We start from the raw sequence: 22,762 nt of genomic DNA, 5'->3' as shown, positions 1-22,762 counted from the left end.
CCCGCGGAGCGGGTCCCACAGCGCTGCGCGCTGTGCCAGCGAACCGCCTCGCTGCGCTCAGCGGGGCTCGGCTTCGCCGAGCCATGGCCGGCCCTTCGGGCCGGAGTCCTGCGCTGCGCTCCGGACCGTTCAGGGTTCCGCTGCGCTCCACCCTGAACCGCCTGTTCCGCAGGCTTGGGTGACTCCGTTTCACGGAGCCCGGGCCTTCGGCCCGTTGGGCGGGTCCGCTTCGCTCCCCCGCCCGGGCCTTCCGGCTCCGCCTTCAGGACCCGCCCGCTTCGCGGGCGGGTGGCAGCGGGGACGGGTGCGTGCTGCGGTCGGCTCCGGGCCTAGGGTTCCCGGGGCTGGCTGGGAGGAGGCTGAACGACATGCGGCTGTACCCGTGATGTAGTGGATGACGAAGCTTGCTGTCAGCCGGGGGCGAGCAGTCTGAAGCATGCGAGAGATGAACCCGCACCCCCTGGGGTTGCTTCATTCTTAATTGCGGATTCTCTCTGGAAGGGATGGGTTGCATCGCTGGCGGCCTGCTGTGCGCGCGTCGATCAGTGAAACTGGACGGCGTTTGGCAGATGTGAACAGGCGACCAGGGTCCATAGTGTTGCGCTGTCTCGCTACTGGGACAGGTCCGATTCCCAGCGTGGAGGCTGGAGTCCGCGCAGGCCGTAGTCGGGCGGCAGCCATCCCTTCTTCCGTCTGTCGATGGTCTTCTGGGTGTGGGGCGGCGGGTACGGGCACCCGTACATCCGCTCAGGGCCAGGGGCAGCCCACGGGCGCCGGTAGTGAACCGTGCACACAGGCCAGACGGTCTTCTCCGGCGATTTCGGAGCCGGTTTCGCTGTCTTCCGGGGCCGGCGGGGCTTGGAGCGAGGCGGCTGGGGAGGGCGTAGCTTGCAGCTCTCGGCGAAGGCGGTCAGGGACGGCAGGCCGGTGCTGCCCAGCGGGTCGGTGAAGAGGGGGCCGTTGGTGCCTGCCTCGATCCTCCAGAGGAAGGCTGCGGCCCGCAGCAGGGGTCGGGCCCAGGCGGGGACGTGATGGGTCATGCAGCCCCGGCGAAACCCATGGTCGTGGAGCGTGACGGCCGTACCGTCTGGAGCCAGGTCGTGGATGTGGACGGTATCGAGCTGGGTGGTGGAAGCCGCGGTGAACACCGCCGTGGCGAGGTGCGCCGCCAGGTACGGATGCGCGGTGGCCCGATGGGGCCGCCAGGCGACTTCCGCCTGGGTGAGGGAGGGCATAACCGGCGGGAAGAAGTCCCGCTCGGCTGCCATGGGCGCAGCGCACCGGCAGGGGTTGGCCGGATCCTCGTCGACGGTCAGGGTGGTCAGGGCCGGCAGGCCGATCCAGCGGTTCGCCAGCGGGCGCAGCGGCCCGGGTGCCCGCCGTCCGGGAGCGGCGGTATCGGCCTCGGGGAGCAGTGCGGCAGCCTCGGCGATCGTGTGTTCCACCTGCTGCAGTTCACGTTCCAGGAAGGCCCGCATGGCTCGGTGGTGGCAGACCAGGACCAGCCGGACCCCGGTGCGTCGGCGCAGGGCGAGCAGGCTTTTGAAGCGGTGCGGGGTCAGCAGGTGGGCTCGTAGCAGGGTGAGGTGGGTGATGGGGGTGGCGAGGATCCAGGCGGCGGCGATCGACCAGACCGGGGCCGGGTCGAGCTGGTGGTAGCCGTCCAGGGGGACGGCCTTGGCGAGGGCGGCGAGGATGTCGTAGGCGAGCGCGATGGAGGAGTCGGCGCCCGGGGTGGGATGCACCGTGATGCGTCCGTCGTGCGGGGCATGGGAGGCCAGGGCCGCGCGGGTGTGGACCACGTCGTCGTAGGGGTCCAGGACCACCGTGACCGGCGGCGGGTTGGGGCAGTGCAGCATCAGGCCGCCGCGCGGTGGCTCAGCTTGCTGTAAGCCCAGCGCAGCAACTCCTCGTCCACACCATCGCGTCCGGACTCCTTCATCCCGACGGTGAGGTGGTGGGTGATCTTCGCCCAGGCCCGGAAGTTCCCGTGGGCCGCTTCCTGGTCGCACAAGGCGATCAGATCCTGGTCCGCGTCGGTCCAGATGGGGTGGAAGGCAGGAACGACGGCAAGGACCTCGTCCAGCGGCATCCGGTCGATCTCCTGCCACGCGTACACCCTCGACTCCAGCATCGGCTCGCTCTGCAGCATCTCGAAACAGCCGTTGCCGCCGGTGAAGACGATCGTGAGATCGGAGTCGGCGTCATCCCACAGGTAGCGCAGGTACTCGAAACACAACTTGGACAGCCACTGGGCCTCGTCGCAGACCAGAACGTGCGACTCCTCCAGCGCGCCGCGCAGCATCCGGTCGAACTCGATCGCATGCGACGGCGGACGGCCCTGCAAGCCGAGAGCGTGGAACAGCTCGTGGCGCAGGTCCCGGGTCGAGGGCCGGGCCCGGAACTGGATCCGGTGCGTCAGCTTCGGCGCGAGCTCGCGCAGCGAAGCGTTCACGGCGAAGGACTTGCCGTTGCCGGCCTGCCCGTAGATGCAGATCATCGCCTTCGCCTCGATCGCGGCCCGGATGTTCTCCCGAGCCGTGAGCAGGGCCCGGGTGGAGACCACCTGGGCGCCCGGCAGGCGCATGAAGTGATCCTCTCGCTCCCTGGGAAGGCGTCCCCTGCGTTCAGCCGTAGCCATCTGGCGTCACTCCTTGCTGCCCGAACCGGGCCCGGTGTCTGTCGCATCGGCCGGCACAGCGGTACTGGGGCTGTGCTGCTCTGGGGTGGAGGACGTCGTGCCGGGGCGTGGCCGGGGCCGGGCCCAGCCAGCGGGTGGCTCCCGCGGCGGGATCAGGTCCGGCAAGGCTCGGGCCGCCAGATCCACGGCCTGGGCCCGGAAGATCTCGGCTTCCGCCTCGCTCGCGGTCTCCGTACGCCGCCGGCCCGGCGCAGCCGCCGTCGTGGTGGCCGTGTAGCGGGTACGGCGCAGCCTCTCGGCCGCCTTCAGGTCCGCCTTCAGCCCCCTGGCCCTGCTCTCACGGACCCGGGACAGGGCCCGGCGCTGAGCCGGCGTCGCGGCCTCGGCGAGATAGGCGCTGCCCAGATGCCGGCCCCAGCCCTCGGCAGAGAACACCTCGATCCGCCCGTCGAAGTGCGGCAGATACCGCAGCCGGACCTTCGTACCGACATGGCCGGCCATCCACGGCGCGACGTAGGCGCGGCGCCGCCAGGAGACCCCGTTCGTGGTGATCTTCCGGATCCGGCCGTCGTCCTCCAGCGCGAAAAACGCCAACCGCTCCTCCGGGACATCCTCGACAGGTGTCGGATCCGCCTCCCAGGCCTGCCCGGGCGTGCAGCCACCGATGAGGCCGCCCGGACGGTGCTCGGTGTTCCACCAGGCCACCCAGTCCAGCAGAACCTTCACGAAGTCCGGGTAGGGCAGCAGGTCCTCCACCGGATCGGGCCGGTACGCCTCCGCGGGCCGGGCGCGGCGGGTATACCCGGGGAGGGAGACGAGCAGCATCTCCTCGACCGCGCCGTTAAGGGCCTCGATGGTGCCTTTCCGGTAGGGCTTGTACGCCGGCAGATCATCCACCGGGACAGCGAAGCCGCCCAACGCCCGCGACACCGCCGTCGACAGGAAGTCCTTGCCTCGGTCCACACGCACCCGGCCCGGCAGACCGCCATACGGCCCGTACGGCTCCATCCGGCTGATCCCCGCCCGCAGCGCGGCCAGGACTGCGTCCCGGGCCGGCTGATGCGGGGTGACCGCCACCCCCACGATCACCTTCGACGCGACATCGATGAACCACGTCACCCACGGACACACCGCCGCCCCATCCAGGCCAACCCGAACCGGGATCCGCTTGTGATCCCCCTCCCAGCAGGCATTGCGATGCGTCGGCGGGCGCTTGCCATACACGTCGTAGCGGCGACGCGCCGCCTCACCACCCCTCAGACCAGCCCGCTCCCCCACCGACAGGTCCTGGCGCACGGCACGCTGCAGAGTACGAAGAGAAGGAACCGCATCCGGGATACCAGCTGCAGCAGCTTCGGCGGCCAGTTCACGGTGCACCGCAGCCACATTCCCACCCCACACCGCCAGACGAGCACGCAGATCCAGCGTCACACCGACCCGTGACGGAGTCCGTGCGGACAGCCGGCCCTCACGCCGGGCTACCGCCACCCAGTTCCACACCGTCCGCAGAGAAACCCCGAGAGCTTCAGCGACCGCACGCGCATGCTCTGTGGCCAGCTCACCCCGAGAATCGAGGGCCACCAACCGCGCCACTGCGTCTTCACGCCCAGCGCGTCGCCACCACGGCGTGTCCTCGTCGGCAGAAATCTGATCGGACACCCGCACCCCCAGCCCGAACCCCGCACCATGCGGCTGTCCACGACCAGGACCGTCCATCCCGACACGCCGAACGGGCACACACGAACGGATGAAGCAGAGGATCCGCTTCCCCACAGGCACGGGATCGCGGCTATGCGGATGCCGACCGCCGGCGCGGCTCGATGAGCAGTGCGTGCATGGGCTTGCTTCGATGCGGGCGCATGACTTCCAGCCAGGTCACTCCATCGTCCAGGAGACGGCCCATATATCCGAAGCCGTTCCACCCCAGATCGACGAAACAGCGCTCGGTGTCCTGCTCCCGGCCGAACAGCCGCTGACCGTGCAGCTTCACCTCGCCCAGATCTACGCCCCGCTGCTCCAACGCCACCAGGGCGCACGTCGCTGCGCGGCGCAGAGGGCTCGTCTCCACCCATCGCCGGCGTACATGCCAGACGGCGTCGGGGTCTTCGAGCTCACCGTCCACCAGCCTCAGCGGCGTAATGCTGATCTTGCCCTTCGCGTGGCGGCCGAACAGCTCGATCCTCGCCGGGCGCGGCACGAGGCTCTCCAGCCCCTCGAACTCGGCCAGCATGTGGTCCCTGGGCGCCCTCCCGGCAGCCGGGTCCGCTGTCAGGGAGGCAAGGCGCTCGCGAGCCAGGGCGAACGGCTCGCCTGTCCGCCAGAGCAAGAACAGCTCGAAACCCTCGTCCTGCAGGCTGCTGCGGCCCCGGAACTGGAAGGAGATCCCCCTGGTACGGCCCCTCAGGGCCTGCCGCATGCCCACGTAAGAGTCGCGGCCGTTGATCGAGGCGTCCAGCGACTCACCGAGCCAGCGCTTGTCCGTTCCGTGCTCGATGACGACGTCGACGTCGTTCGGCTCCAGCGCACCCCGCGCGTACGACCCGAAGACGTACACCTCCTCCACCAGGCCCAGCGGCCAGCCACCGCCCTCGAGCCGCGTGATCATGTCCGCCAGCAGACGCGTCGCGCGCTCGCGCTTCACCCGGCCGCTCCCTCGGCATAAGCAGCGCGGAACTCCTGCGCCACCACGAAAACAGAACCCCGCACCGCACGCGGCTTCCCGTCCTGCCACGTCCGCCCGATCACCTCCGCCGAGGCCCTCCCCCGCGCCAACTGATACTCCTCAACGGCCGCGGCGAACTTTTCGGGAATCTCCCGCCGATCCACCACACCCGCCACCGCAACCTGCGGGAAGGAACCACCGAACGTCTGCAGCCGCGACCACCCCAGCGACCGGCCTGCCTTCCGCAGCGCCGAACGGAGCAGATCTACCCCGCCCAGCTCCTCTGCCTCCTCAACCCCGAGCCGGAGTTCGTACGACCCGCCAAAGCCACCCCCACCCGGCGGACACGAACGACGCAACAACGGCACCAACACAGCGACAAGACGCTCATGACGCGGATCACCCGCAAACGACGGCATCCAGCGAGCGTAGCCAGCCACAACCCGCCCTCACCCGGCGTTCCGCCACACCCACCCACAGGAGCGACAAGGACCCCACACACCAAACGACAACAGCCTTCACCAGGAAAACGACACCCCAGTACCGCCGCACCCCAGCCCAGCACCAGTGAAAACCGGTGACGCACACCCAGTGCACATCACACGACGCCCATCAACTCCTGAGGTGACATGTCGTCGCACGGTGATGGAGTTGGTGGCAAGGCTGGCCTCGGAGGCGGAGCAGGTCATCGAGAGGTTCCTCGATCCCGCTTGGCGGCCAGCGTGGGAGCGGGCCCTGCCTGAGGGTCCTGGTCCTACTGGGGGACCCTGAGCCCTGGATTCGGCGGGACGCCGCTGACGTGGTCGGTGTCTGCGGAAGTTCTGGTGAGCTGACCCTGCCTTCGCTGCTGCAGCGCTGGAAGGCCGAGGATGATCCAGCGACCCGGCTCGATGTGATCCTCGCAATCGGTCAGGCTGTGTTGCGACAGCCCGCGGGCGTGCACGCCGCCGAAGTCTCCGACCTCCTTCAGGGGCTGCTCAATGCCCCGGAGGCACAGGTGCGCCTGGCCGCAGTGCACGCACTCGCCCCAAGTAGGCCGGGCCTCCTCGAACAGCGGCTGGAGATGTTGCTGGAGGCAGTGCGGGACCCCAGTGTCGAGTTGTGGCGCCACACTACGGCGATGGACTCCGGGACACAGGGTGTCCAGCACCGGACCGCCGCCCTGTTCCCCGGACCGTGCACCGACTTCGCTCTTGGCCTACTGAAAAGCCATCCCGCCGAAGAGCAGAGAACCGGCGCCCTGGCCCAGGCAGCAGGGCTGCTGGCCCAGTGGCGCCGTGGAACATCGCAGAAGGGCAAGCCCGCTGTGGTGGCAGTGTCAGTGCCTCACGTCTGGACTCATGCGGGCAGGCTCGCATGGCCGGACGACGACGCTGCTCCGGGGTGCACAGCGCTGCGCTGTGCAGGCCCGGATCCGGGCCGGACGGCACGAGCGGCGGGAGCCCGGGCTGCACCGCTCCACATGGGTGCTCGTGCTCGCTCCCGTGCTGCGGCCGAACTCGAGCACTGCGGACTGCTACGAGTGTGGGAGTCCGTCCCTGCCGACGCCCCGAAGGCCAGGCAGACGCCAGGCAGGGGGCCCACACGCGGGTCCGTCCCTGTTCTCCAGGGAGGCACACGGCGCTCCGGACTGGAGGCTCCATGCCCTGGAACAGCAAGCCGCCGCGGTCCGACGAACCGGAGGACGGTGGTGGAGCGCTCGATCGGGGTGGGAACCGCAGCACACGCGGGACGCTGCTCGTTGCAGTGGGCCAGGCCTTCCTGGTCCAGCTGGCCGGCGAGGCCGCGCACTGGGTTGTCCAGGGCGCGGAGTGGCTGATCAGCCACCTGTAAACGCGTCGCGCCTCCCGGGGGTCGGATCCCGGAAGGCGCGCGGTGCGGGGGTTCACCCGCGGCGGTCTCTGTCCATGCTTCGCAGGCCGGGCAGAGGCCGCCGACTCGTTGTTGGTGCACCACCACTGTGGCAACGACCGCTGACGACGACAGGACTGCTTTACCCCTATGCGGTAGCGCACAGCCTGGCCTGGTCGTGGACGTCGACGCCGAGCTGCGGTCCTGGAGCCTGTCGAGGCGTCCCGTACGCACTCCACAGCGTCATCAAGTTCAACTCCGACGAGAACGCCAACTCCGTGGTGATGCCCTCGGTGGCACCCGGTTTACGACAGGCGCGTGGCCGGGACGGCCCTCAGCGCAGTCCCGCCCATGGTCTCCTCCCGGAGGAGGAGGCGGGGCCGGGGCCGTAGGGTCCCGGACCAGGGGTGGACGGGACCGGGGTCCTCGTGCCCTTGGGTGATGTGCCGTACCAGGGCGGGTTCCTAGCCTCGGGGCATGCAATCACACGAAGCGGACGATGCTCAGGGAGACCCTGTGACCACTGTCAGCCCCGCCGGACGCCGCGCCTTGGCCGTGGGCCTCACCCTCGCCGCCTGCCTCACGTCCTCCCCCGTCCTGGCCACGGCCGCCGAGACCCCCGCCCAGGACAGCTCGGGGGCCGGACTGGACCGGTACTACCGCCAGCACGTCGGCTGGGGCAGCTGCATCAAGGGCCCCGGCGACACCACGGGACGCGATCTGGACCAGGCAGGCGTGCAGTGCGCGGACGTGACCGTGCCCCTGGACTACGCCGACCCCCGGGGGCGCACGATCACTGTGGCGATCTCGCGGCTCAAGGCCACCGACACCCGCCACCGCATCGGCTCGATCCTCCTCAACAACGGCGGTCCGGGCGGTCCCGCGCTCCAGTCCCCGCCGCAGGCCCGTGCGTCGATGAAGGAGGTCGGCGCGCGCTACGACATCGTCGGCTTCGACCCGCGCTTCATCGGGCGCAGCACCGCGCTGGACTGCGGCTTGCCCGTCGGGATGACCTGGCTGTCCGCCGGCGCCGACCGGGCGGGCTTCGACCGCCAGGTCGCCCTGCAGAAGAGCCTGGCCGACAAGTGCCGGGCCACCGACGCCGCGGTGCTCCCGCACATCACCACCCGCAACACGGCCCGCGACATGGACGTCATCCGCGGCACGCTCGGCGAGCGGAAGATCTCCTTCCTGGGCTACTCGTACGGCACCTACCTGGGCACGGTCTACACGCAGATGTTCCCCGGCCGCCACGACCGGATGGTGCTGGACGGGGCGATCAACCCGAGCGACTACCGCCCCCGACTGCTGAAGGGCACCGAGCGCGAGAACGAGAAGGCGCTGTCCGACTGGGCCGTCTGGGCCGCGGAGCACCACGACACATACGGCCTCGGCCGCAGCCGCGCCGAGGTGTTCGCCGCCGTCGACCGCATCATCGCGGCGACCGCGCGCGGTCCGCTGACCATCGGCGCCGGCGCCGATGCCTTCCGGATCGACGACAGCCAGGTGCCGCTCCTGCTCTTCTCGGGCATCGCGGACGACACCACCCCGGCGCGGGCGTCGTTCGGCGAGCTGCTTTCCGTACTGGCCAAAGCCGCGGAGGGCCGACCGACGACAGTGCCGCCAATGCTCGTCCCGGAGCTCCGGTACGTGCTGCGCGGTGAGGGCGAGCCCACCGGCGCGCAGTCCGCCGTCATCTGCGGGGACGTGGCCGCCGCGCGCGATCCCGAGATCTACTGGCGGGACATCGAGCGCAACCGCATCGCGCACCCGCTGTTCGGCGCTCTGACCAACAACATCAACCCGTGCGCCTTCTGGGACTCGCCGCGCGAAGAGCCCACCCGGGTGCGGCGCGATGCCCCTGCACTGATCGTCGCCGCCACCGGTGACCCGCGTACGACGTACAAGGGAAGCGTCGAGCTGCACAAGCAGCTGCCGAGCTCCAGGCTGGTCACCCTCGAGGGCGCGAACCGGCACGCCCTCTTCGGGCGCTACGGCAACGCGTGCGTGGACGACCAGGTCAACCGGTACCTGGCCACCGGCAAGCTGCCGTCGAGGGACCGGACCTGCGTCAAGCAGGCGGGGTAGCGGCCCGCGGTTCACGTTCCGAGTGCGCGGGCCAGCAGCATTCTGCGGTTGTTCGTCGCGGTCTTGGCGAACACCGACTTGAGGTGGTCCTGCACAGTGTGCTCGGAGACGAACGTCTAGCCGGGTACGGCCGCAAGTCCTCCATGAGGACAGGCCGATACGCCTCCGCGGGCCGGGGCACGGCGGGTGTACCCGGGCAAGGCGACCAGCACCGTGCCCTTGGGGTAGGGCTCGTACGCGGGCAGATCATCCACCGGAACAGCGAGGGCGCTCGAAGCCTTCGCGATCGGGTTCGACAGGAAGTCCCTGCCTCGGTCCGCATGCACCCGCCCCGGCAGACCGCCATACGGCCCGTAGGGGTCGGCACGGCTGAGCCCCGCCCGCAGCGTCGCCAGCACCGCATCCCGGGCCGGCCGATGTGGGGCACCGCCATCCCGCCCCCACCCTCGACACGGCTTCCGGGCCGGACGTGCATGGGCCAGCGTCCTGGGAGGCCGGCGCGGGCGGGACGGTGTGTCAGGTGCGTTCGTAGGCTACCTTCGCGAGGTCGATGGCCTGGTCGCGGGTCTGTGCGTCGACGATCTGGACGCTGATGCGGTACTGCTCGTTGCCGCCTTCGAGTCGGTAGGCTGCCGGTGCGAGACTGGCGAGCAGGGCGTCGTCCGTGTCGTAGGGGAGCCGCAGGTTGACGACGCCGTTGTGGGCGTACACGTAGGCGAACGCTCCCTTCGGTGAGCCGTGCCGGCGCACCCTCAGGTAGTCCCCGTAGTCGAGTGCCGACTCCGCCTCGGCCCGCTGACGTTTGATGCCGTGCACCTTGACGTGAGGCCAGGCAGTGGCTTCAGCGAGGAACGCGATGAAGTGGTCGGCTGCCGGGTTGCCTCGCAGGAGGGCCCGCACTGTCGCCTGTCCCTCGTGGGCGACACCGGGGATCGCGACGGCATCAGAACCCGCGGATCCGCCTACGACGTCCGCACGTGGCCTGGCTCCCTGGGCGATCAGCTGCTGGACGGCTTGGGATGCGTCGAGCTCCTCAGCGGTACCCTCGAACTGAAACACAGTCAGTTTCATCGTTTCCCCCTCTGTGTGATGAACTGCGTCTCACTCTACTCAGTTTTCTGAGAGTACGGGCCAGTTATGTATTTACGGCAAAACAGAGCGCCGTGGTGGCTGCGAGCCTGTCGACCTCAGGGTGACTGCGGTCAGGGTGAGGCCTCCGGCGACGAGCCACTGGCCGGAGAAGACCTGTACCCGGCGGCCGGCCACTTGGGGGCCCGGGACGAGCAGGTGTGCGGTGAACCGTCCATCGGGACGGAGGGTGATATCGGCTTCGTCGAAGTCCAGCCACTTCCCGGTCAGCGGGAACCACAGCTTGTACACCGCCTCCTTGGCGCTGAACAGCAGCCGGTCCCAGTGGGTGGAGGGATGGGTGAGGGCGAGGCGGGCCAGGCGTTCGCGTTCGGCGGGCAGAGCCAGGTACTCCAGTACTCCTTGCCGCAGCGGTTCGTGCGGCTCGGCGTCGATGCCCACTCCGGCCAGGACCGTGGTGGATGCGACCACCGCCGCGCGGTATCCGGCGCAGTGCGTGATGCTGCCGACGGCTCCGTCCGGCCACAGGGGCTCGCCCTTGCGGCCGGGAAGGATCGGTGCGGCCGGGATTCCCAGTTCGGCCATGGCCTGCCGGGCGCAGAGCCGGACCGTATGGAACGCGTTGCGGCGTCCCGGTGCGGAGCGGGCTACCGCGGCCTCTTCCTGCGGATACGGGGTGACCGGATCGAGATCGTCGAGGCGCTCGGCGCAGGCGACCGAGGGCGGCAGCACGGCGGCCATCATGTGCGGGGATGGGGGCTTGTCCGCTGTCACGCGGTCGGCCGTGGGACGCGTCACTGGCAGCGGGCCGTCTCGGGTCGGATGATCAGGCGGACCCGGGTGTGGACGTCGGGTGGCAGCCGGCCGTCGAGGGCGAGGCCGTACCGGGCGGCCAGGCGTCGGAAGAACTCGCCCTCGCCGTCCGGCAGGATCCGGTGCACGCGGCCCCGGACCTCCAGGTAGCGGTACGGCTGTTCCGGGTCGTTGATCGACACGGAGATGCGGGCATCCCGCTGGACGTTGGTGTACTTGACCCGGGTGGTGGTCGTGGTGAACGACAGCTCAGCGTTCTCCCACAGCATCCACATGGGGTTGACCTGCGGGGCGCCGTCCGCCCGGAGGGTGGCGAGATGGCAGAAGAGCGGCCGGCGCAGCAGGTCCTCGTGGCTGCTCGGCACCACCTGGCGGGCCATCAGGTGCCCCTGCCGGCCAGTGCGGGTACGTGGTCCAGGTCATTCGCGACGTGCAGTGCCACGGTCCGCGCCGTGGGGCGCGCCCGCTGGGCCAGCTTCGTCAGGGGTCCCGCGGGCGCCAGTTCGATGAGCAGCGCCTGTGGCGAGGAGGTCCGGGCTATCGACTGCGCGCACAGATCCCATCGAACCGTCGAGGTGAGCTGGGTGACCAGGCGGCGGCGGAGGTCGTCCGGCCCGGCGACGAGTGCGCCGTCCGCGTTGCCCAGCATCGCCGAGTCGGGTGTCTGCCACGGCGCCTGGGTCACGGCATGGGCGAACGGCTCCTGCGCCGGGGCCATCGCACCGGTGTGGAAGGCCCCGGCGACGTCCAGCCGGGCGACTCGGATGCCGCGGGGCGGGTTCGTGGTGAAGGTCTCGGTGGCGGCCGAGGGGCCGGCCGCCACGAACTGGTGGCTGCCGTTCCAGTTGGCGACGGTCAGTCCGGCGGCGTGGATCGCGTCGACGATCGACTCGTCCGGTGCGCCGTCCCTCTTGGAAGGCATGCACGCCACCATGCCGGTCGGGGCGTCGGCGCACGCCGCTGACATGGCCTGCCCGCGTGCGCGGGCCAGGGCGATCGACGTGGCCGGGGTGAGGTAGCCGGCGCCGGCGGCCGCGGCGAGCTCGCCGACGGAGTGCCCTGCGTACAGCACTCGGGCCGGGTCCAGGTCGGTGCGGGCCCGCAGTCGCTCGAGCGACAGCAGTGCCGCTGCGGTGATCAGGGGCTGTGCGACAGCCGTGTCGCTCATCGCGACGGCGTCCTGGGCGGCCTCCCGCAGGTCGAGCCCGGCGGCCTCGGACCACTCGGCGAGCAGCTTCTGCGCCCGGGGTGCCCGCGCCAGCCAGGAATCGAGCATTCCGGGCCGGTGTGACCCCTGTCCGGGCACGGTGATGACGTAGTCGTACATGGTTCTCGCTTTCTTTGGAAGGCAGGTCAGCCGTCGCCGGTCGCCGCGGTGAGGGAGTCCGCGGGCCGGCTCAGGGTGATCGCGCGCTCCACGGTGAGGACGTCCTGTCCGTCACCGGTGCGGGAGACGCCGCAGAACACCGCGGTGTCCTCGTGCGTGTCGAGGAGTTCCACCGAGTGCACGAGGAGTTCGCCCGCCCGCACCGGGCCTTCGAAGCGCAGGTTGCGTGCTGAGCCGAACACCAGCAGCCGGTCGGGGGCGGCTTCCCCGGAGTCGAGCGCGACCAGCAGCCCGCAGGCCTGGAGGAAGGACTCGAGTACCAGTACCGAGGGGAGCCGGGCGGGGCGCGCCGGGCCGAGGTGTCCGCCGAGTTCGTGCCGCGACACGGCCTTGACGGCGGTCAGCGCGCCGGGCCGGTGGGTCAGGATCCGGTCGATGTGAAGCGCCGGGTGGCCGTACGGCAGCAGGTCGGCGGGGTCCGGGTGGTCGGTCATGGCGCGCACCTCCAGGTCGCGGTGATGCGGGCGCACCGGCGGCCGTCGACGGTGCAGGTCGTCGTGGTCGACAGCAGGGGGCGCCGGCCGGTGATCCGGGTGTCGAAGACGACCTCGTCCCCGGCCAGTGCCGGCAGGCTGAACCGGGCCGACTCGACGGAGACCAGGTCGATCCCGCCGGGTGTGCCGTCCAGGTGGAGTTCGAGCATCTGCTGGACACCCTCGATGAGGAACACTCCGGGGTAGACCGTCAGCGAGGGGAAGTGGCCGCTGAGGTAGGGGTCGTCGGCGCGTACCGTCTTGCGTGCGGTGATGGCGCCGTCCTTCGCCTCGACCGTGTCCACCGCGGTGAGGGGCCATTGCCTGGCGGCGGTCATCGGGGGCTGTCCTGCCTGCGGAGCAGGAGCAGCACGGCGGCAACCGATACCGCGGCGAGGACCACCGAGATCCACATCACCTGGTGGAACGCGGAGGCGTGGACCGACGCCAGGGTGTGGGCCTGGTCCGGGTACTGGGCGAAGAGGTGCTTGACGTCGCCCGAAGCCAGTTCGTCAGCCGCGGTGGCGGCGTTCAGGTCCGAGGGCAGAGGGGTTTGCGCGAGCCGCGTGTGGACGAAGGAGGCGACCAGGGCGACGACGACCACGGAGGCGAGGGATTCCGCGGCGAGCCGGATGGTGTTGAACATCCCGGCTGCCATCCCCGCTGAGGTGTTCGGCACGGAGCCGACGGCGGCACCGTCCATGACTCCGTTGAGCACGCCGACACCGGCTCCGGTGACGATCAAGGGGAGCGCCAGCACCCACAGGGGGCTGTCGCCCTCGGCGAAGGTCAGGCCGAACGCGCCGGCGCCGATGAGTGTGAGGCCGCCGGCCAGGATCAGCCGGAGGGGCATTCCCGCGGCGCTCAGCCTGCCGGACACCATCGGCACCAGGAAGATCGGAACGGTGAGCAGCAGGATCCGCAGACCGGCCGCCCCGTTGCCCAGTCCGCCGACGCTGAAGAGGAAGGCGGGCAGCAGCAGGAGCAGGCCGATGAATCCGAACGCGAACTCGATGTTGACGAGGTTCACGGTCAGGAACTGCCGGTTCGAGAAGAGGCTCAGTTCGAACATCGGGTTGCGCGTACGTCGCTCGTGGACGACGAACAGGACGAAGGTCAGTGCCGCGCCGGCGAACAGGGCGATCGTGCGCGCGCCCGCCCACCCGGACTGCGGGCCCTCGATCGTGCCGATCGTCAGCAGCAGGAGAGCGACGGTGAACAGGCCCGCGCCCGGGAAGTCGAACCGGCTGCCCTCGCGGTTGCGGGACTCGGGCAGCAGGAGGGAGCCGAGCAGCCCCACCGCCACGATGACGGCGTGGAAGCCGAACACCGCTCGCCAGTCGAGGAGTTGCGCGATCAGGCCGCTGATGGTGGGGCCGAGTGCGAGTCCGGCGCCGATGACCACTCCGACCAGTCCGAAGGCCTTGGCCCGGGCCGGGCCGTCGAAGGCGTTCGCGACGATGGCCGTCATCGACGTCACGATGGCGCCGGCGCCGATCCCGGCGGCGGCCCTGGCCACGTCGATCACCAGGGTGTCCTGGGCCAGGATGGTGGCCAGCAGGGAGACCAGGTACATGCCGGCTCCCAGGCGGAAGATCCGGCGCCTGCCGTACTGGTCGGCGAGCACGCCCGTCGCGAGCATGGTGCTCGCCGCAGCCACGTTGTAGGCGTTGACCACCCATTGGAGGGGGGCGAGGCCTCCGCCGAGGTCGGTGCCGATCGCGGGTAGCAGCAGCGGTGTGCCGCTGACGCCGAGGGGGACGATGACGACCGCCACCGCGGCCACCGCGAGCACCGGCCAGGACGGCCCGCGGTGCGCCGGGGTGTCGTCGGCGCCCGTGGGGAGGACGGACTCCGTGCTGGTCACTTGTGGGACCCCTGTCTGTGAGTTCTGGTCTTACGCGGCGAGGGAGCCCGCGAACGAGGCGATGGCGCGTACGAGCGAGTTGGCGGGCAGGTCGGCGAAGAGGACGTCGTGGTGGCTCAGTGCCTTGTCCTCGACGAGTTCGAGACGGCTGATGGCCGACAGCCGGGCGAGTTCCTTCGCGGAGTCGAGCGAGGATCCGTTGGTGAACGCGGAGGCGTAGGCCAGTACCGGGACGTCGATCCGCGCGGTGTGCAGGCCCCGCAGGCCGAGCAGCTCGGTGGTCCCGCTCTGCTCCAGCGAGTCCGCGGCGATGAGGTCGAGCAGCGTGCGGTTGAGGGTGTACCACTGGAACGCACCCGCGCCGAGGGAGTGGGCGTGGGCGACGGTACCGAGCCGGGTCGGTCCGTCCTGCACCCAGCTGCCGCCGTCGAAGTGCCCGGCCGTCACGCCGTAGCCGGGCTTGGCGTTGCCGAGGTTGACCAGGGCGGCGAACACTTCGTGGTTGGTCGCCGAGGCCGGTACGGGGTAACGCGCGGGCAGGCGGGCGGCCAGCGGCGAGAGGGCGGTGGGCTGTTCCAGGAGCGCCCTGGCAGCCAGCTTGTAGAAGAGCGCGGCGGTCTCCGGCGGTCCGTCGAAGCCGAGGGTGGCCGAGGTGGAGCTGTCGGTCTCGAACACCCCGCCCGTGCGGATGCCGCCCAGCCAGCCGCGTGCCGTGTCGAGGTCGATGCCGAATTCCATGCCGGCGCCGCGGAAGGCGTTGAGCGCGCCTCCGTCGACCAGGACCAGGCCGTCGATACTCCGGTGGCCGCCGACTCCGTCGAAGTCCCAGGACGCGTAGTGCACGACCTCGGCGGCGCCCACGGAGTGGCCGCCGAGCAGGACCTTGCGTCCGCCTTCGGCGGCTGCCGCGATCGCCACCCGGATGTCGTCGACGAGGACCTGCAGGCCCCATTCGGCGTACTCGGCGAAGTGTGCCGGGTCAGGGCGCCGGTAGCGGCCTTCGAGGTAGTAGGCGAGGGCCTGGTCGAGCGGTGCGTCGGTCCGGGAGGTGTCGGTGAGGAACACCTCTCGCCGGTCCATCGCCCAGAACTGCACTCCGGGCGCGACCGCGGCGACGGTCCGGCCGAGGCTGGTGAAGCCGGCGGCCGCGCCTTCCTTGCCGCCGAGGAACAGCACGACGGTCGAGGCGGCGGGGTCGCCGATCTTCAGCAGGCCGATCGAGGCGTCCGTACCGTTCCGGTCCGGCACCGGAAGGGTGACGTACTCCTCGCGCCACGGGTAGGACGAGGTCGTCTGAGCTGCATCCGTCACGGGTGATGCCTTTCGGTGGGTTCGGGATTCTGCGGTGGCCGCGGGCGGGGCGGGCGGGCGGGTCACAGGCCCATCCCGATGCCGCCCCCGATGGGTATGGAGGCCCCGGTGATGAACGCGGCCTCGTCGGACACCAGGAAGCCGACGAGGGCGGCGACCTCCTCGGGCGTACCGGTCCGGCGCAGCGGAGTCTGGGAGACCACCTGCTCGCGCCTGCGGTCCTTCAGGCCGGCGATCATCTCGGTCTCGATCAGGCCGGGGAGGACGGCGTTGGCGGTGATGCGGGCCCGGCCCAGTTCCCAGGCGAGGGACCGGGTCAGGCCTATGAGTCCGCTTTTGGAGGCGGAGTAGCTCGTCTGCCCCGGCGAGCCCCACAGGCCCATGACCGAGGAGACGAAAACGATGCGGCCCCACTTGTTGGCCACCATGTCGGACACGGCCTCGCGCACCACGTTGAAGGCGCCCGTGAGGTTGGTGTCGAGCACGCCGGCCACGTCGTCGGGGGCCTGGGACATCAGCAGCCCGTCCTGGGTGATGCCCGCGCTGCTGACGATGACGTCGATCTCGCCGAGGGTCTCCCGGGCCTCGCGCACCGCTGCGGTCACCGAGTCGGGGTCGCGGACGTCGCAACGGACGAACGAGACGCCGTCCGCCTCGGGAGGGGTGCTGCGGTAGGTACCCACGACGCGGTAGCCGCGCTTGGCCAGGTCCTTGGCGATGGCCTCACCGATTCCGCGGTTGGCCCCGGTGACAAATGCCGATCGCGAGCTCATCGCGATTCTCCTTCGTGGGTCGCCGCTTCGCGGCTCAGCATGCAGTTGATGAGTGCGATTGCGGATTTCGTCGCGCCTCCGCCGGACAGCACGCCGGACCAGCCTGCCTGCCGGGCGCCTGCCACGTTCTCGGGCAGGTCGTCGGCCAGTACGTGGAACCGGGGGGCCAGGCCCGTTCGGGCCTCGGCGAGACGGAACATGTCAGCTTCGGGTTTGCGGGTTCCGACGTCGCACGACAGCAGTACGTCGTCGAAGACGTCCGCGACGGCGGGGAAGGAAGCAAGGGGTGTGCGCCACTCGGCCGGGAGGTTGGACAGGAGTCCTATGAAGGCTCCCGCTGCCCGCCACTCCGTCAGGGCCGCCACCCAGTCCTCATCGGTCCGCTGGTCGCTCCACCAGCGGCTGCGGAAGTCGGACAGGTCGGCGGTGATGCCGAAGCGGTCGAGCAGCTCCCGTTCGATTTCCGCGGTCCAGCGGCGCTCGTCGAGGACGCCCGAGTCGAGCACCGCCATGCCGTCCGGGCAGCCGTGGCGTTCGCCGATGGAGCGCAGGGACCGGCGGATCTGCTCGGGAGTGAAGTTGCGGCCCTCGCAGAACCGCCGCACTCCCTCGCTCAGGGGCGGGGTGAGGACGCCGCGGAAGTCGCTCCAGATCGCGAGTGTCGTCATGGCCGGCTCACCATCGACGTCAGTTCGAACCACATGCGGGTGACGACCAGGTCGTTCTGCCGGCAGACGACCTCCACGTGGTTGCCGTACTGACGGGCGACGACGGCGGTGGGGGTGTCGAGCTCGGCGAACCCGGGGAACTCGGCACGGCAGCCGCTGATGATCCAGTTCACCGCACGGTCCGTGCAGGCGAGGGCGAGCTGCCTGCCGGCCTCGATCAGGACCATCGCCGGGTAGTGGTCGTAGTCGTGGTCGAACAGGCTGACATTGGCGAGGTCCGCGTCGAGGATCGCGGTGGCGCCGTCGGCGGTGCGCCGCAGTCCGGCGAGGACGACGTTGGCGGTCTGCGTCCGGCCGACCCGCTCGGGTTCCGCCGTGTCCTGGTGACGCTGGAAGGTGGCGCGCATCGACGCGGTGGTCGGCGCCGCCAAACCTCCCCGCTGGTAGGCGCGCAGGTCCGGGTACCGCCCTTCGGCGACACCCTGGACCGCCATCCGCGAGCTCAGCACCGGCTTGTCCGAGCCGGTGACGACGGCTTGCTGCGAGTAGACGATCTGCTTCGGCGAACCGTCGCCGCGCAGCTTCATCTCCTCTATGGAGGTGGTGATCAGCAATTCCCCGGAGGAGTTCATCAGCGTGCCGACGTTGCTCAGCCGGACGTCGATGGTGTTGAAGAAGGCGGCGACATCGAGCGGCAGGCCTTCGTAGCGGTGTGCCGCGCTCATCGCCGCCTGCCGGCACGCTTCGGTCATCAGGAGGAGGTCGAGCCGGTGCCGGCCGTGGTGGTCGAGGTAGTAGGGGCTGATGTCGGTGGTGACCGTCATGGTGTGGTAGCGGTGTTCGGCGTCCCAGCGCGGCGGGGAGACGAGGATCTCCCTCGGGTTGGCGCGGTGCACCAGTTCCTGCGAGATGCGCTGCACTGCGGTGGTCATGGGGTGCTGACCCCCTTGGTGGAAGTGGTGTGCGGTGCGACTGCGGCCACGATCCCGTCCGGACGCACGATGCAGGTGACACGTCGGCTGATGCCCAGCGCGGAGCGCAGTGCCGGGCCGGTGAGCGACACGACGTCGAACTCCTTCCCGCGGGCCGCCCGGCGACTGACCGTCGTCCGGTGGCCCGGCGTGCCCGCGGGGTCGAACTCGATGGCTATCGGCTCGGTCATCGACAGGAAGTCGTGCAGACGCGCCCCGGGGGCGCCATCTGTGGAGATCTCGACGTTCGGCAGCCGGGCGTGGCTGCGGAGGGCCCCGACGGCCTTCGGACGTCCCCGTCCCGGGCCGGGGCTGAACCGCTGGACGATCTGGGTCTGGCGGGGGATGACCACGCGGTCGAGCAGCCCGGTGCGCTCGGCCCCGTAAAGGACCGCGTCCCGCAGGCGCCCGCGCAAGCCGCGCACACCCCACATCCGGGTCTGGAGGTCCGTGTCACGCAGCACGTTCGCGACGACCTGGTGGCGCTCGTCGGCCCACTGTGTGAAGACGCGGTCGGAGTCCGAGGCGGCGACCGAGCCGCGGCAGACGCCGGCGAGGCGCCATGCCAGGCTGGTCGCGTCCTCCACGCCGGTGTTGATGCCCTGCGCGCCGGCCGGGCTGTGCGCGTGCGCCGCGTCCCCGACAAGGAAGACCCTGCTTCGCCACACGTGTTCCGCGGCCTTGCGGTGGATCCGGAACCGGCCGGCCGTATGGCCTTCGAGGAACCGCACCGGAACCGGCGACCGCATGCTGACCACGCGCGCCACCGTGTCGAGGAGCGGTTCGCCTTCCGGGATCTCGCGGGGCGCGCTGATGAAGGCGCGCCACTGCCGGTCCGGGAGCGGCACCATGACGAGCACACCGGTGTCTGTCATGAAGTAGTGCGCGGAGTCGGTGGCGAGCTCGGTGTCGCAGGGGCCGTCCGACAACAGGAAGGTCTGTTCGTAGGTCTGGCCCGAGAACGCGATGCCGGTGGCCGTGCGGACGGAGCTGTGTACGCCGTCCGCCCCGATCACCCAGTCGTACGTTTCCTCCTGCGCGATGCCGGTGTCCAGGTCGGTCAGGGTGGTGGTCACCGTGGCCGCGTCCTGCCGCAGCGCGGTCAGTTCGGTGTGGGTACGGATCGAACCGCCGAGTTCGCCCAGCCGCTCCCGCAGGATGCGTTCCGTGGTGTGCTGCGGTATGGCCAGGGCGTAGCGGTACTTGGTGTGCCGGAGCTTGCTGAAGGTCAGGCTGGCGACGCGTGTTCCGTTGGAGTGGTAGTGCTGGTTGGTGAGAGGGTGCCCCGCGGCCTCCAGCCGGTCGGCGATGCCGAGACGGTCGAAGATCTCCAGCGCGCGCGGCCACAGGACGATGGCCTTGGGGTGGGTGTGCGGGGCGGCGGCCTTGTCGACCACCGTCACCGGAAGCCCTTGGAGCCGTAAGGAGACGGCTGCGGCCAGGCCGGCCGGGCCGGCGCCCACGATCAGGATCCGGACGCTCATGTCTGCGCCCCGATCCGCAGGACGGCCGCACCGACGGCTCCGGAGATGTCGATGCCGGTGATCAGTGCGGTGCTACCGGGCCGTCCGACCGCCAGTGCGGCCGCGACCTGCAGGGCTCCGGTGGCGCTGCCGCATTCGCCGAGCGTCTTGCGCACGTCCACGCGGTCGGCGGTGAACCCGGCCAGCGCGGCCTGCTCGGCCTCCGCCAGTACGGTCCCCTCCGCACCGGGCAAGACGATGTCGACGGCGGTGTCGTCCACCCCGGCCTGCCGGAGCACTGCCGTGATGACCCGGCGCAGGGCGTCGGTGAAGCCGGCGTCCGTACGTTCGGGAGCGAAACCCACCGCGCAGGCCGGTACCGTGGCCAGTGCGGGGGCCTGGCTGAGCCCCTCGGGCTCGAGGGCGAACACGGCGGCGGCTTCGCAGACGGGCACGGTGTCGTGCACGATCTTCTTCGACCGGATGCCCCAGGCCGTGTGCGGGGACAGTTCCTCGACTCCGCCCACCAGCATCCGCTGTCCGTGGCCGCGGTGTATCAGCCGCGCCGCGTACTGCAGCGCCGAGAAGGCGCTGAGGTTGCCGTTGGCGAGAGTGGAGTTCGGGCCGCGGAACCCGTGCCAGATGGCGACCTGGCTGGCGCAGCAGTTCATCGTGGTGTTGGGGAACCGGGCCGGGTTGATCAGGTCGATGCCGGCTCCCTCGATCACGCTGGAGTCCAGTTCGATGCTGCTGCGCAGGCTGCCCACCATGCTGCCCATCGCGACACCGGTGGACTGCCAGGAATCGTCGGTGATGCCGGCGCTGTCGGTCAGTCCCTGTTTGAGCCGGGCGCTGGCGGCCAGTCCGAGAGCGGTGGTGCGGTCGATGTTCTTCGTGCCCTTCTTGGGCACGAAGTCGGTGATGTCGAAGGAGGGGACGGCCGAGATGTCGCCGGGAATCGCGACGTAGTCCGCGGCATCGGCCTGCGGCGGCGGGTTCAGCGGCAGTTCCTCGGCAGCGGGTGCGTTCAGCCGCTCCCGCAACGCCTCCATTCCGGTGCCCGCGACGGAGAGGACGGAAATTTCGGTGATCCGCGGTGCTTGGGCCTGGGTCATCGTGCGGGCTCCCCTGCTGCGGTGGGCACGGTCTGATCCGTGACTGCACCGAAGATCGTGATCGCGTTGTTGCCGCCGAATGCGAAGCCGTGGTTCTGGGCGACCCTCACGCGTGCGCTCCGCGCTTTCCCGGCCACGAAATCGATGCCCGGCCCGAGCTCCGGATCGGCTTCTTCGAGGTTGATCGTCGGCGGGAGGAAGGAATCCTCGATCGCCTTGCAACAGGCGATCGCGCCGAATCCGCTGGCCGCTCCCATGGTGTGCCCCAGCATCGACTTGATCGAGCTCATCGGTGGGTGCGCTTCACCGAACACACTACGCGTCGCCGTGACTTCGGTGACGTCGTTGGTAGGCGTGCCCGTGCCATGGGCGGAAATGTAGTCGACGCTGCTCGCGTCGATTCCCGCATGGGCGTGGGCCCGCCGGATGCAGTTCGCGATGCTGTCCGCATCGGGGTGCACGATGTGGTGCGCGTCGCAGGAAAGACCGTATCCGAGGAGTTCGGCGTAGATGTGGGCGCCGCGGCGTATGGCGTGTTCCATTTCCTCCAGCATGAGTACCGCACCGCCTTCGGCCGTGACGATTCCGGTCCGGTTCCGGTCGAAGGGCCGCCCCACTCCGTCGGCGATGGCACCGAGGCTGAGGAACCCGGCATGCGTGAACCGGTTCACACTGTCGGATCCGCCGGCGAACATGACGTCCGCCTCACCCGAAGCGATCTTGTCGCCGGCGCTGCCGATGGCGTAGTTGGCGGCTGAACAGGCCGTGGGAATCGTCATCGTCTCGCCGCAGAGGCCGAGTTCCACTGATACGGCGGCCGCTATGTTGCCCGCCGGCAGCAGGCTGACCAGGTCGGCGTCCATGAGGCCGGGACCGCGCTCCAGCCACTGGCCGGTCAGGGTGTCGACCGTGGGGGCCTCTCCGTTGGTCGTGCCGATGATGGCCCCCGCGGCCATCCGGAGATCATCGGATAAGTCGATGCCGGAGTCCTGGAGGGCCAGGCGGGCGGCGGCGGCCGCTATCTGCGCGGTCCGGCCCCACTGGCCGGGGTCGATCGTGCGGACGATCGCCTCGGGCGCGAAATCGTGCACCTCACCGCCAAGGCGGCTGGGGAAGTCACTGCTGTCGAACGAGCGGATCTCCGAGATTCCGCTCCGGCCGCGCTTGATGCCCTCGGTGAAACTCTCGACGCCGGTCCCGATGCTGCTGACGCAGCCGATTCCGGTGACGACCACCCGGCGGGTCCTATCCTTCATTGACGGCCGCCTCACCGGCGCGGAGCTCGATGATCCGCCGGACCATTTCGTCCACGGTGCGCAGGGTTCCGGCTTCTTCGCGCGGCAGGCGGATCGCCAGTTCCTTGTTCACTCTCGCGAGGATCTGGATCAGGCCGAGCGAGTCGGCCTCGTACTCGTCCATCAGGTTCGCGTTGAGGTCGAGCTCATCGGGCTCGACGTCGAGTTCGAGTTCGTCGACGACGATCTCCAGCGTGACCTGCTTGATCGTTTCGTCGCTGAGTTGCGTTTCCACGTGTGCCTCCATCAATGCTTTCGAGCAGTCGAAATCGCCCAGACCGCCCAAGGGTGCGGT

At 70.1% G+C, this 22,762-nt stretch carries 22 protein-coding genes; 2 read left to right on the top strand and 20 right to left on the bottom strand.

Annotated features, from left to right (window positions below; translation table 11 throughout):
- Positions 1–611 precede the first annotated feature (611 nt).
- From ACZ501_RS31920 to ACZ501_RS31900, 5 genes are all read right to left on the bottom strand, one after another.
- A complete protein-coding gene (locus ACZ501_RS31920; protein WP_468800120.1) occupies positions 612–1,859 on the bottom strand; it encodes a hypothetical protein in 1,248 nt (415 codons plus the stop codon).
- Entirely contained in the window at positions 1,859–2,587 is a 729-nt protein-coding gene (locus ACZ501_RS31915) for an AAA family ATPase (protein WP_468800118.1), read from the bottom strand. The genes ACZ501_RS31920 and ACZ501_RS31915 overlap by 1 nt, the downstream gene beginning before the upstream one ends.
- 60 nt (positions 2,588–2,647) lie before the next feature.
- Positions 2,648–4,234: a Mu transposase C-terminal domain-containing protein gene (locus tag ACZ501_RS31910; protein WP_468800129.1), complete on the bottom strand. Its 1,587-nt coding sequence runs from the start codon at positions 4,232–4,234 to the stop codon at positions 2,648–2,650.
- A 196-nt stretch (positions 4,235–4,430) separates the two neighbouring features.
- A complete protein-coding gene (locus ACZ501_RS31905; protein WP_468800116.1) occupies positions 4,431–5,282 on the bottom strand; it encodes a nucleotidyltransferase domain-containing protein in 852 nt (283 codons plus the stop codon).
- Positions 5,279–5,722: a hypothetical protein gene (locus ACZ501_RS31900; protein ID WP_468800114.1), complete on the bottom strand. Its 444-nt coding sequence runs from the start codon at positions 5,720–5,722 to the stop codon at positions 5,279–5,281. The genes ACZ501_RS31905 and ACZ501_RS31900 overlap by 4 nt, the downstream gene beginning before the upstream one ends.
- Positions 5,723–6,944: 1,222 nt before the next feature.
- Here ACZ501_RS31900 and ACZ501_RS31895 point away from each other — a divergent pair.
- Both ACZ501_RS31895 and ACZ501_RS31890 read left to right on the top strand, forming a co-directional pair.
- Positions 6,945–7,136, top strand: coding sequence for a hypothetical protein (locus ACZ501_RS31895; RefSeq protein ID WP_468800112.1), 192 nt, complete (start codon positions 6,945–6,947; stop codon positions 7,134–7,136).
- Between the two features lie 534 nt (positions 7,137–7,670).
- Complete coding sequence (locus ACZ501_RS31890; RefSeq protein WP_468800110.1) at positions 7,671–9,242, top strand: alpha/beta hydrolase; 1,572 nt, start codon at positions 7,671–7,673, stop codon at positions 9,240–9,242.
- A gap of 516 nt (positions 9,243–9,758) precedes the next feature.
- Here the strand turns inward: ACZ501_RS31890 and ACZ501_RS31885 are convergent.
- The 15 genes from ACZ501_RS31885 to ACZ501_RS31815 form a co-directional block, all read right to left on the bottom strand.
- Positions 9,759–10,313, bottom strand: coding sequence for a hypothetical protein (locus ACZ501_RS31885; RefSeq protein ID WP_468800108.1), 555 nt, complete (start codon positions 10,311–10,313; stop codon positions 9,759–9,761).
- Between the two features lie 72 nt (positions 10,314–10,385).
- Positions 10,386–11,075, bottom strand: coding sequence for a 4'-phosphopantetheinyl transferase family protein (locus ACZ501_RS31880; RefSeq protein ID WP_468800127.1), 690 nt, complete (start codon positions 11,073–11,075; stop codon positions 10,386–10,388).
- Between the two features lie 50 nt (positions 11,076–11,125).
- Positions 11,126–11,524: a PPOX class F420-dependent oxidoreductase gene (locus ACZ501_RS31875; RefSeq protein ID WP_361605421.1), complete on the bottom strand. Its 399-nt coding sequence runs from the start codon at positions 11,522–11,524 to the stop codon at positions 11,126–11,128.
- Positions 11,524–12,471, bottom strand: a complete 948-nt coding sequence (locus ACZ501_RS31870; protein WP_468800106.1) for an ACP S-malonyltransferase — start codon at positions 12,469–12,471, stop codon at positions 11,524–11,526. The genes ACZ501_RS31875 and ACZ501_RS31870 overlap by 1 nt, the downstream gene beginning before the upstream one ends.
- Before the next feature lie 26 nt (positions 12,472–12,497).
- Complete coding sequence (locus ACZ501_RS31865; protein ID WP_468800104.1) at positions 12,498–12,965, bottom strand: 3-hydroxyacyl-ACP dehydratase FabZ family protein; 468 nt, start codon at positions 12,963–12,965, stop codon at positions 12,498–12,500.
- Complete coding sequence (locus ACZ501_RS31860) at positions 12,962–13,342, bottom strand: 3-hydroxyacyl-ACP dehydratase FabZ family protein (RefSeq protein WP_361605412.1); 381 nt, start codon at positions 13,340–13,342, stop codon at positions 12,962–12,964. Before ACZ501_RS31860 ends, ACZ501_RS31865 begins: the two co-directional genes overlap by 4 nt.
- On the bottom strand, positions 13,339–14,871 hold the full coding sequence (locus ACZ501_RS31855; RefSeq protein WP_468800102.1) for an MFS transporter: 1,533 nt from the start codon (positions 14,869–14,871) through the stop codon (positions 13,339–13,341). The genes ACZ501_RS31860 and ACZ501_RS31855 overlap by 4 nt, the downstream gene beginning before the upstream one ends.
- Before the next feature lie 30 nt (positions 14,872–14,901).
- Entirely contained in the window at positions 14,902–16,182 is a 1,281-nt protein-coding gene (locus ACZ501_RS31850) for an NACHT domain-containing protein (protein ID WP_468800100.1), read from the bottom strand.
- A 62-nt stretch (positions 16,183–16,244) separates the two neighbouring features.
- On the bottom strand, positions 16,245–16,955 hold the full coding sequence (fabG, locus tag ACZ501_RS31845; RefSeq protein WP_361610063.1) for a 3-oxoacyl-ACP reductase FabG: 711 nt from the start codon (positions 16,953–16,955) through the stop codon (positions 16,245–16,247).
- Positions 16,952–17,623: an HAD-IA family hydrolase gene (locus ACZ501_RS31840; protein ID WP_468800098.1), complete on the bottom strand. Its 672-nt coding sequence runs from the start codon at positions 17,621–17,623 to the stop codon at positions 16,952–16,954. Before ACZ501_RS31840 ends, fabG begins: the two co-directional genes overlap by 4 nt.
- Positions 17,620–18,555, bottom strand: a complete 936-nt coding sequence (locus tag ACZ501_RS31835) for an AfsA-related hotdog domain-containing protein (RefSeq protein WP_468800096.1) — start codon at positions 18,553–18,555, stop codon at positions 17,620–17,622. Before ACZ501_RS31835 ends, ACZ501_RS31840 begins: the two co-directional genes overlap by 4 nt.
- Complete coding sequence (locus ACZ501_RS31830; protein ID WP_468800095.1) at positions 18,552–20,078, bottom strand: FAD-dependent oxidoreductase; 1,527 nt, start codon at positions 20,076–20,078, stop codon at positions 18,552–18,554. Before ACZ501_RS31830 ends, ACZ501_RS31835 begins: the two co-directional genes overlap by 4 nt.
- On the bottom strand, positions 20,075–21,172 hold the full coding sequence (locus ACZ501_RS31825; RefSeq protein ID WP_468800093.1) for a beta-ketoacyl synthase N-terminal-like domain-containing protein: 1,098 nt from the start codon (positions 21,170–21,172) through the stop codon (positions 20,075–20,077). The genes ACZ501_RS31830 and ACZ501_RS31825 overlap by 4 nt, the downstream gene beginning before the upstream one ends.
- Positions 21,169–22,428 carry a beta-ketoacyl-[acyl-carrier-protein] synthase family protein gene (locus ACZ501_RS31820; RefSeq protein ID WP_468800091.1) on the bottom strand — a complete coding sequence of 420 codons (1,260 nt, stop codon included), beginning with the start codon at positions 22,426–22,428 and terminating at the stop codon, positions 21,169–21,171. Before ACZ501_RS31820 ends, ACZ501_RS31825 begins: the two co-directional genes overlap by 4 nt.
- Positions 22,418–22,702 (bottom strand): acyl carrier protein, encoded by a 285-nt coding sequence (locus ACZ501_RS31815; protein ID WP_361610057.1) that lies wholly within the window; start codon positions 22,700–22,702, stop codon positions 22,418–22,420. The genes ACZ501_RS31820 and ACZ501_RS31815 overlap by 11 nt, the downstream gene beginning before the upstream one ends.
- Between the last annotated feature and the right edge of the window lie 60 nt (positions 22,703–22,762).

It is taken from the genome of Streptomyces sp. NPDC034085, assembly GCF_055575555.1.
Note: the sequence above shows the minus strand (reverse complement) of the source record. Positions and strands in the feature narration are given on the sequence as shown.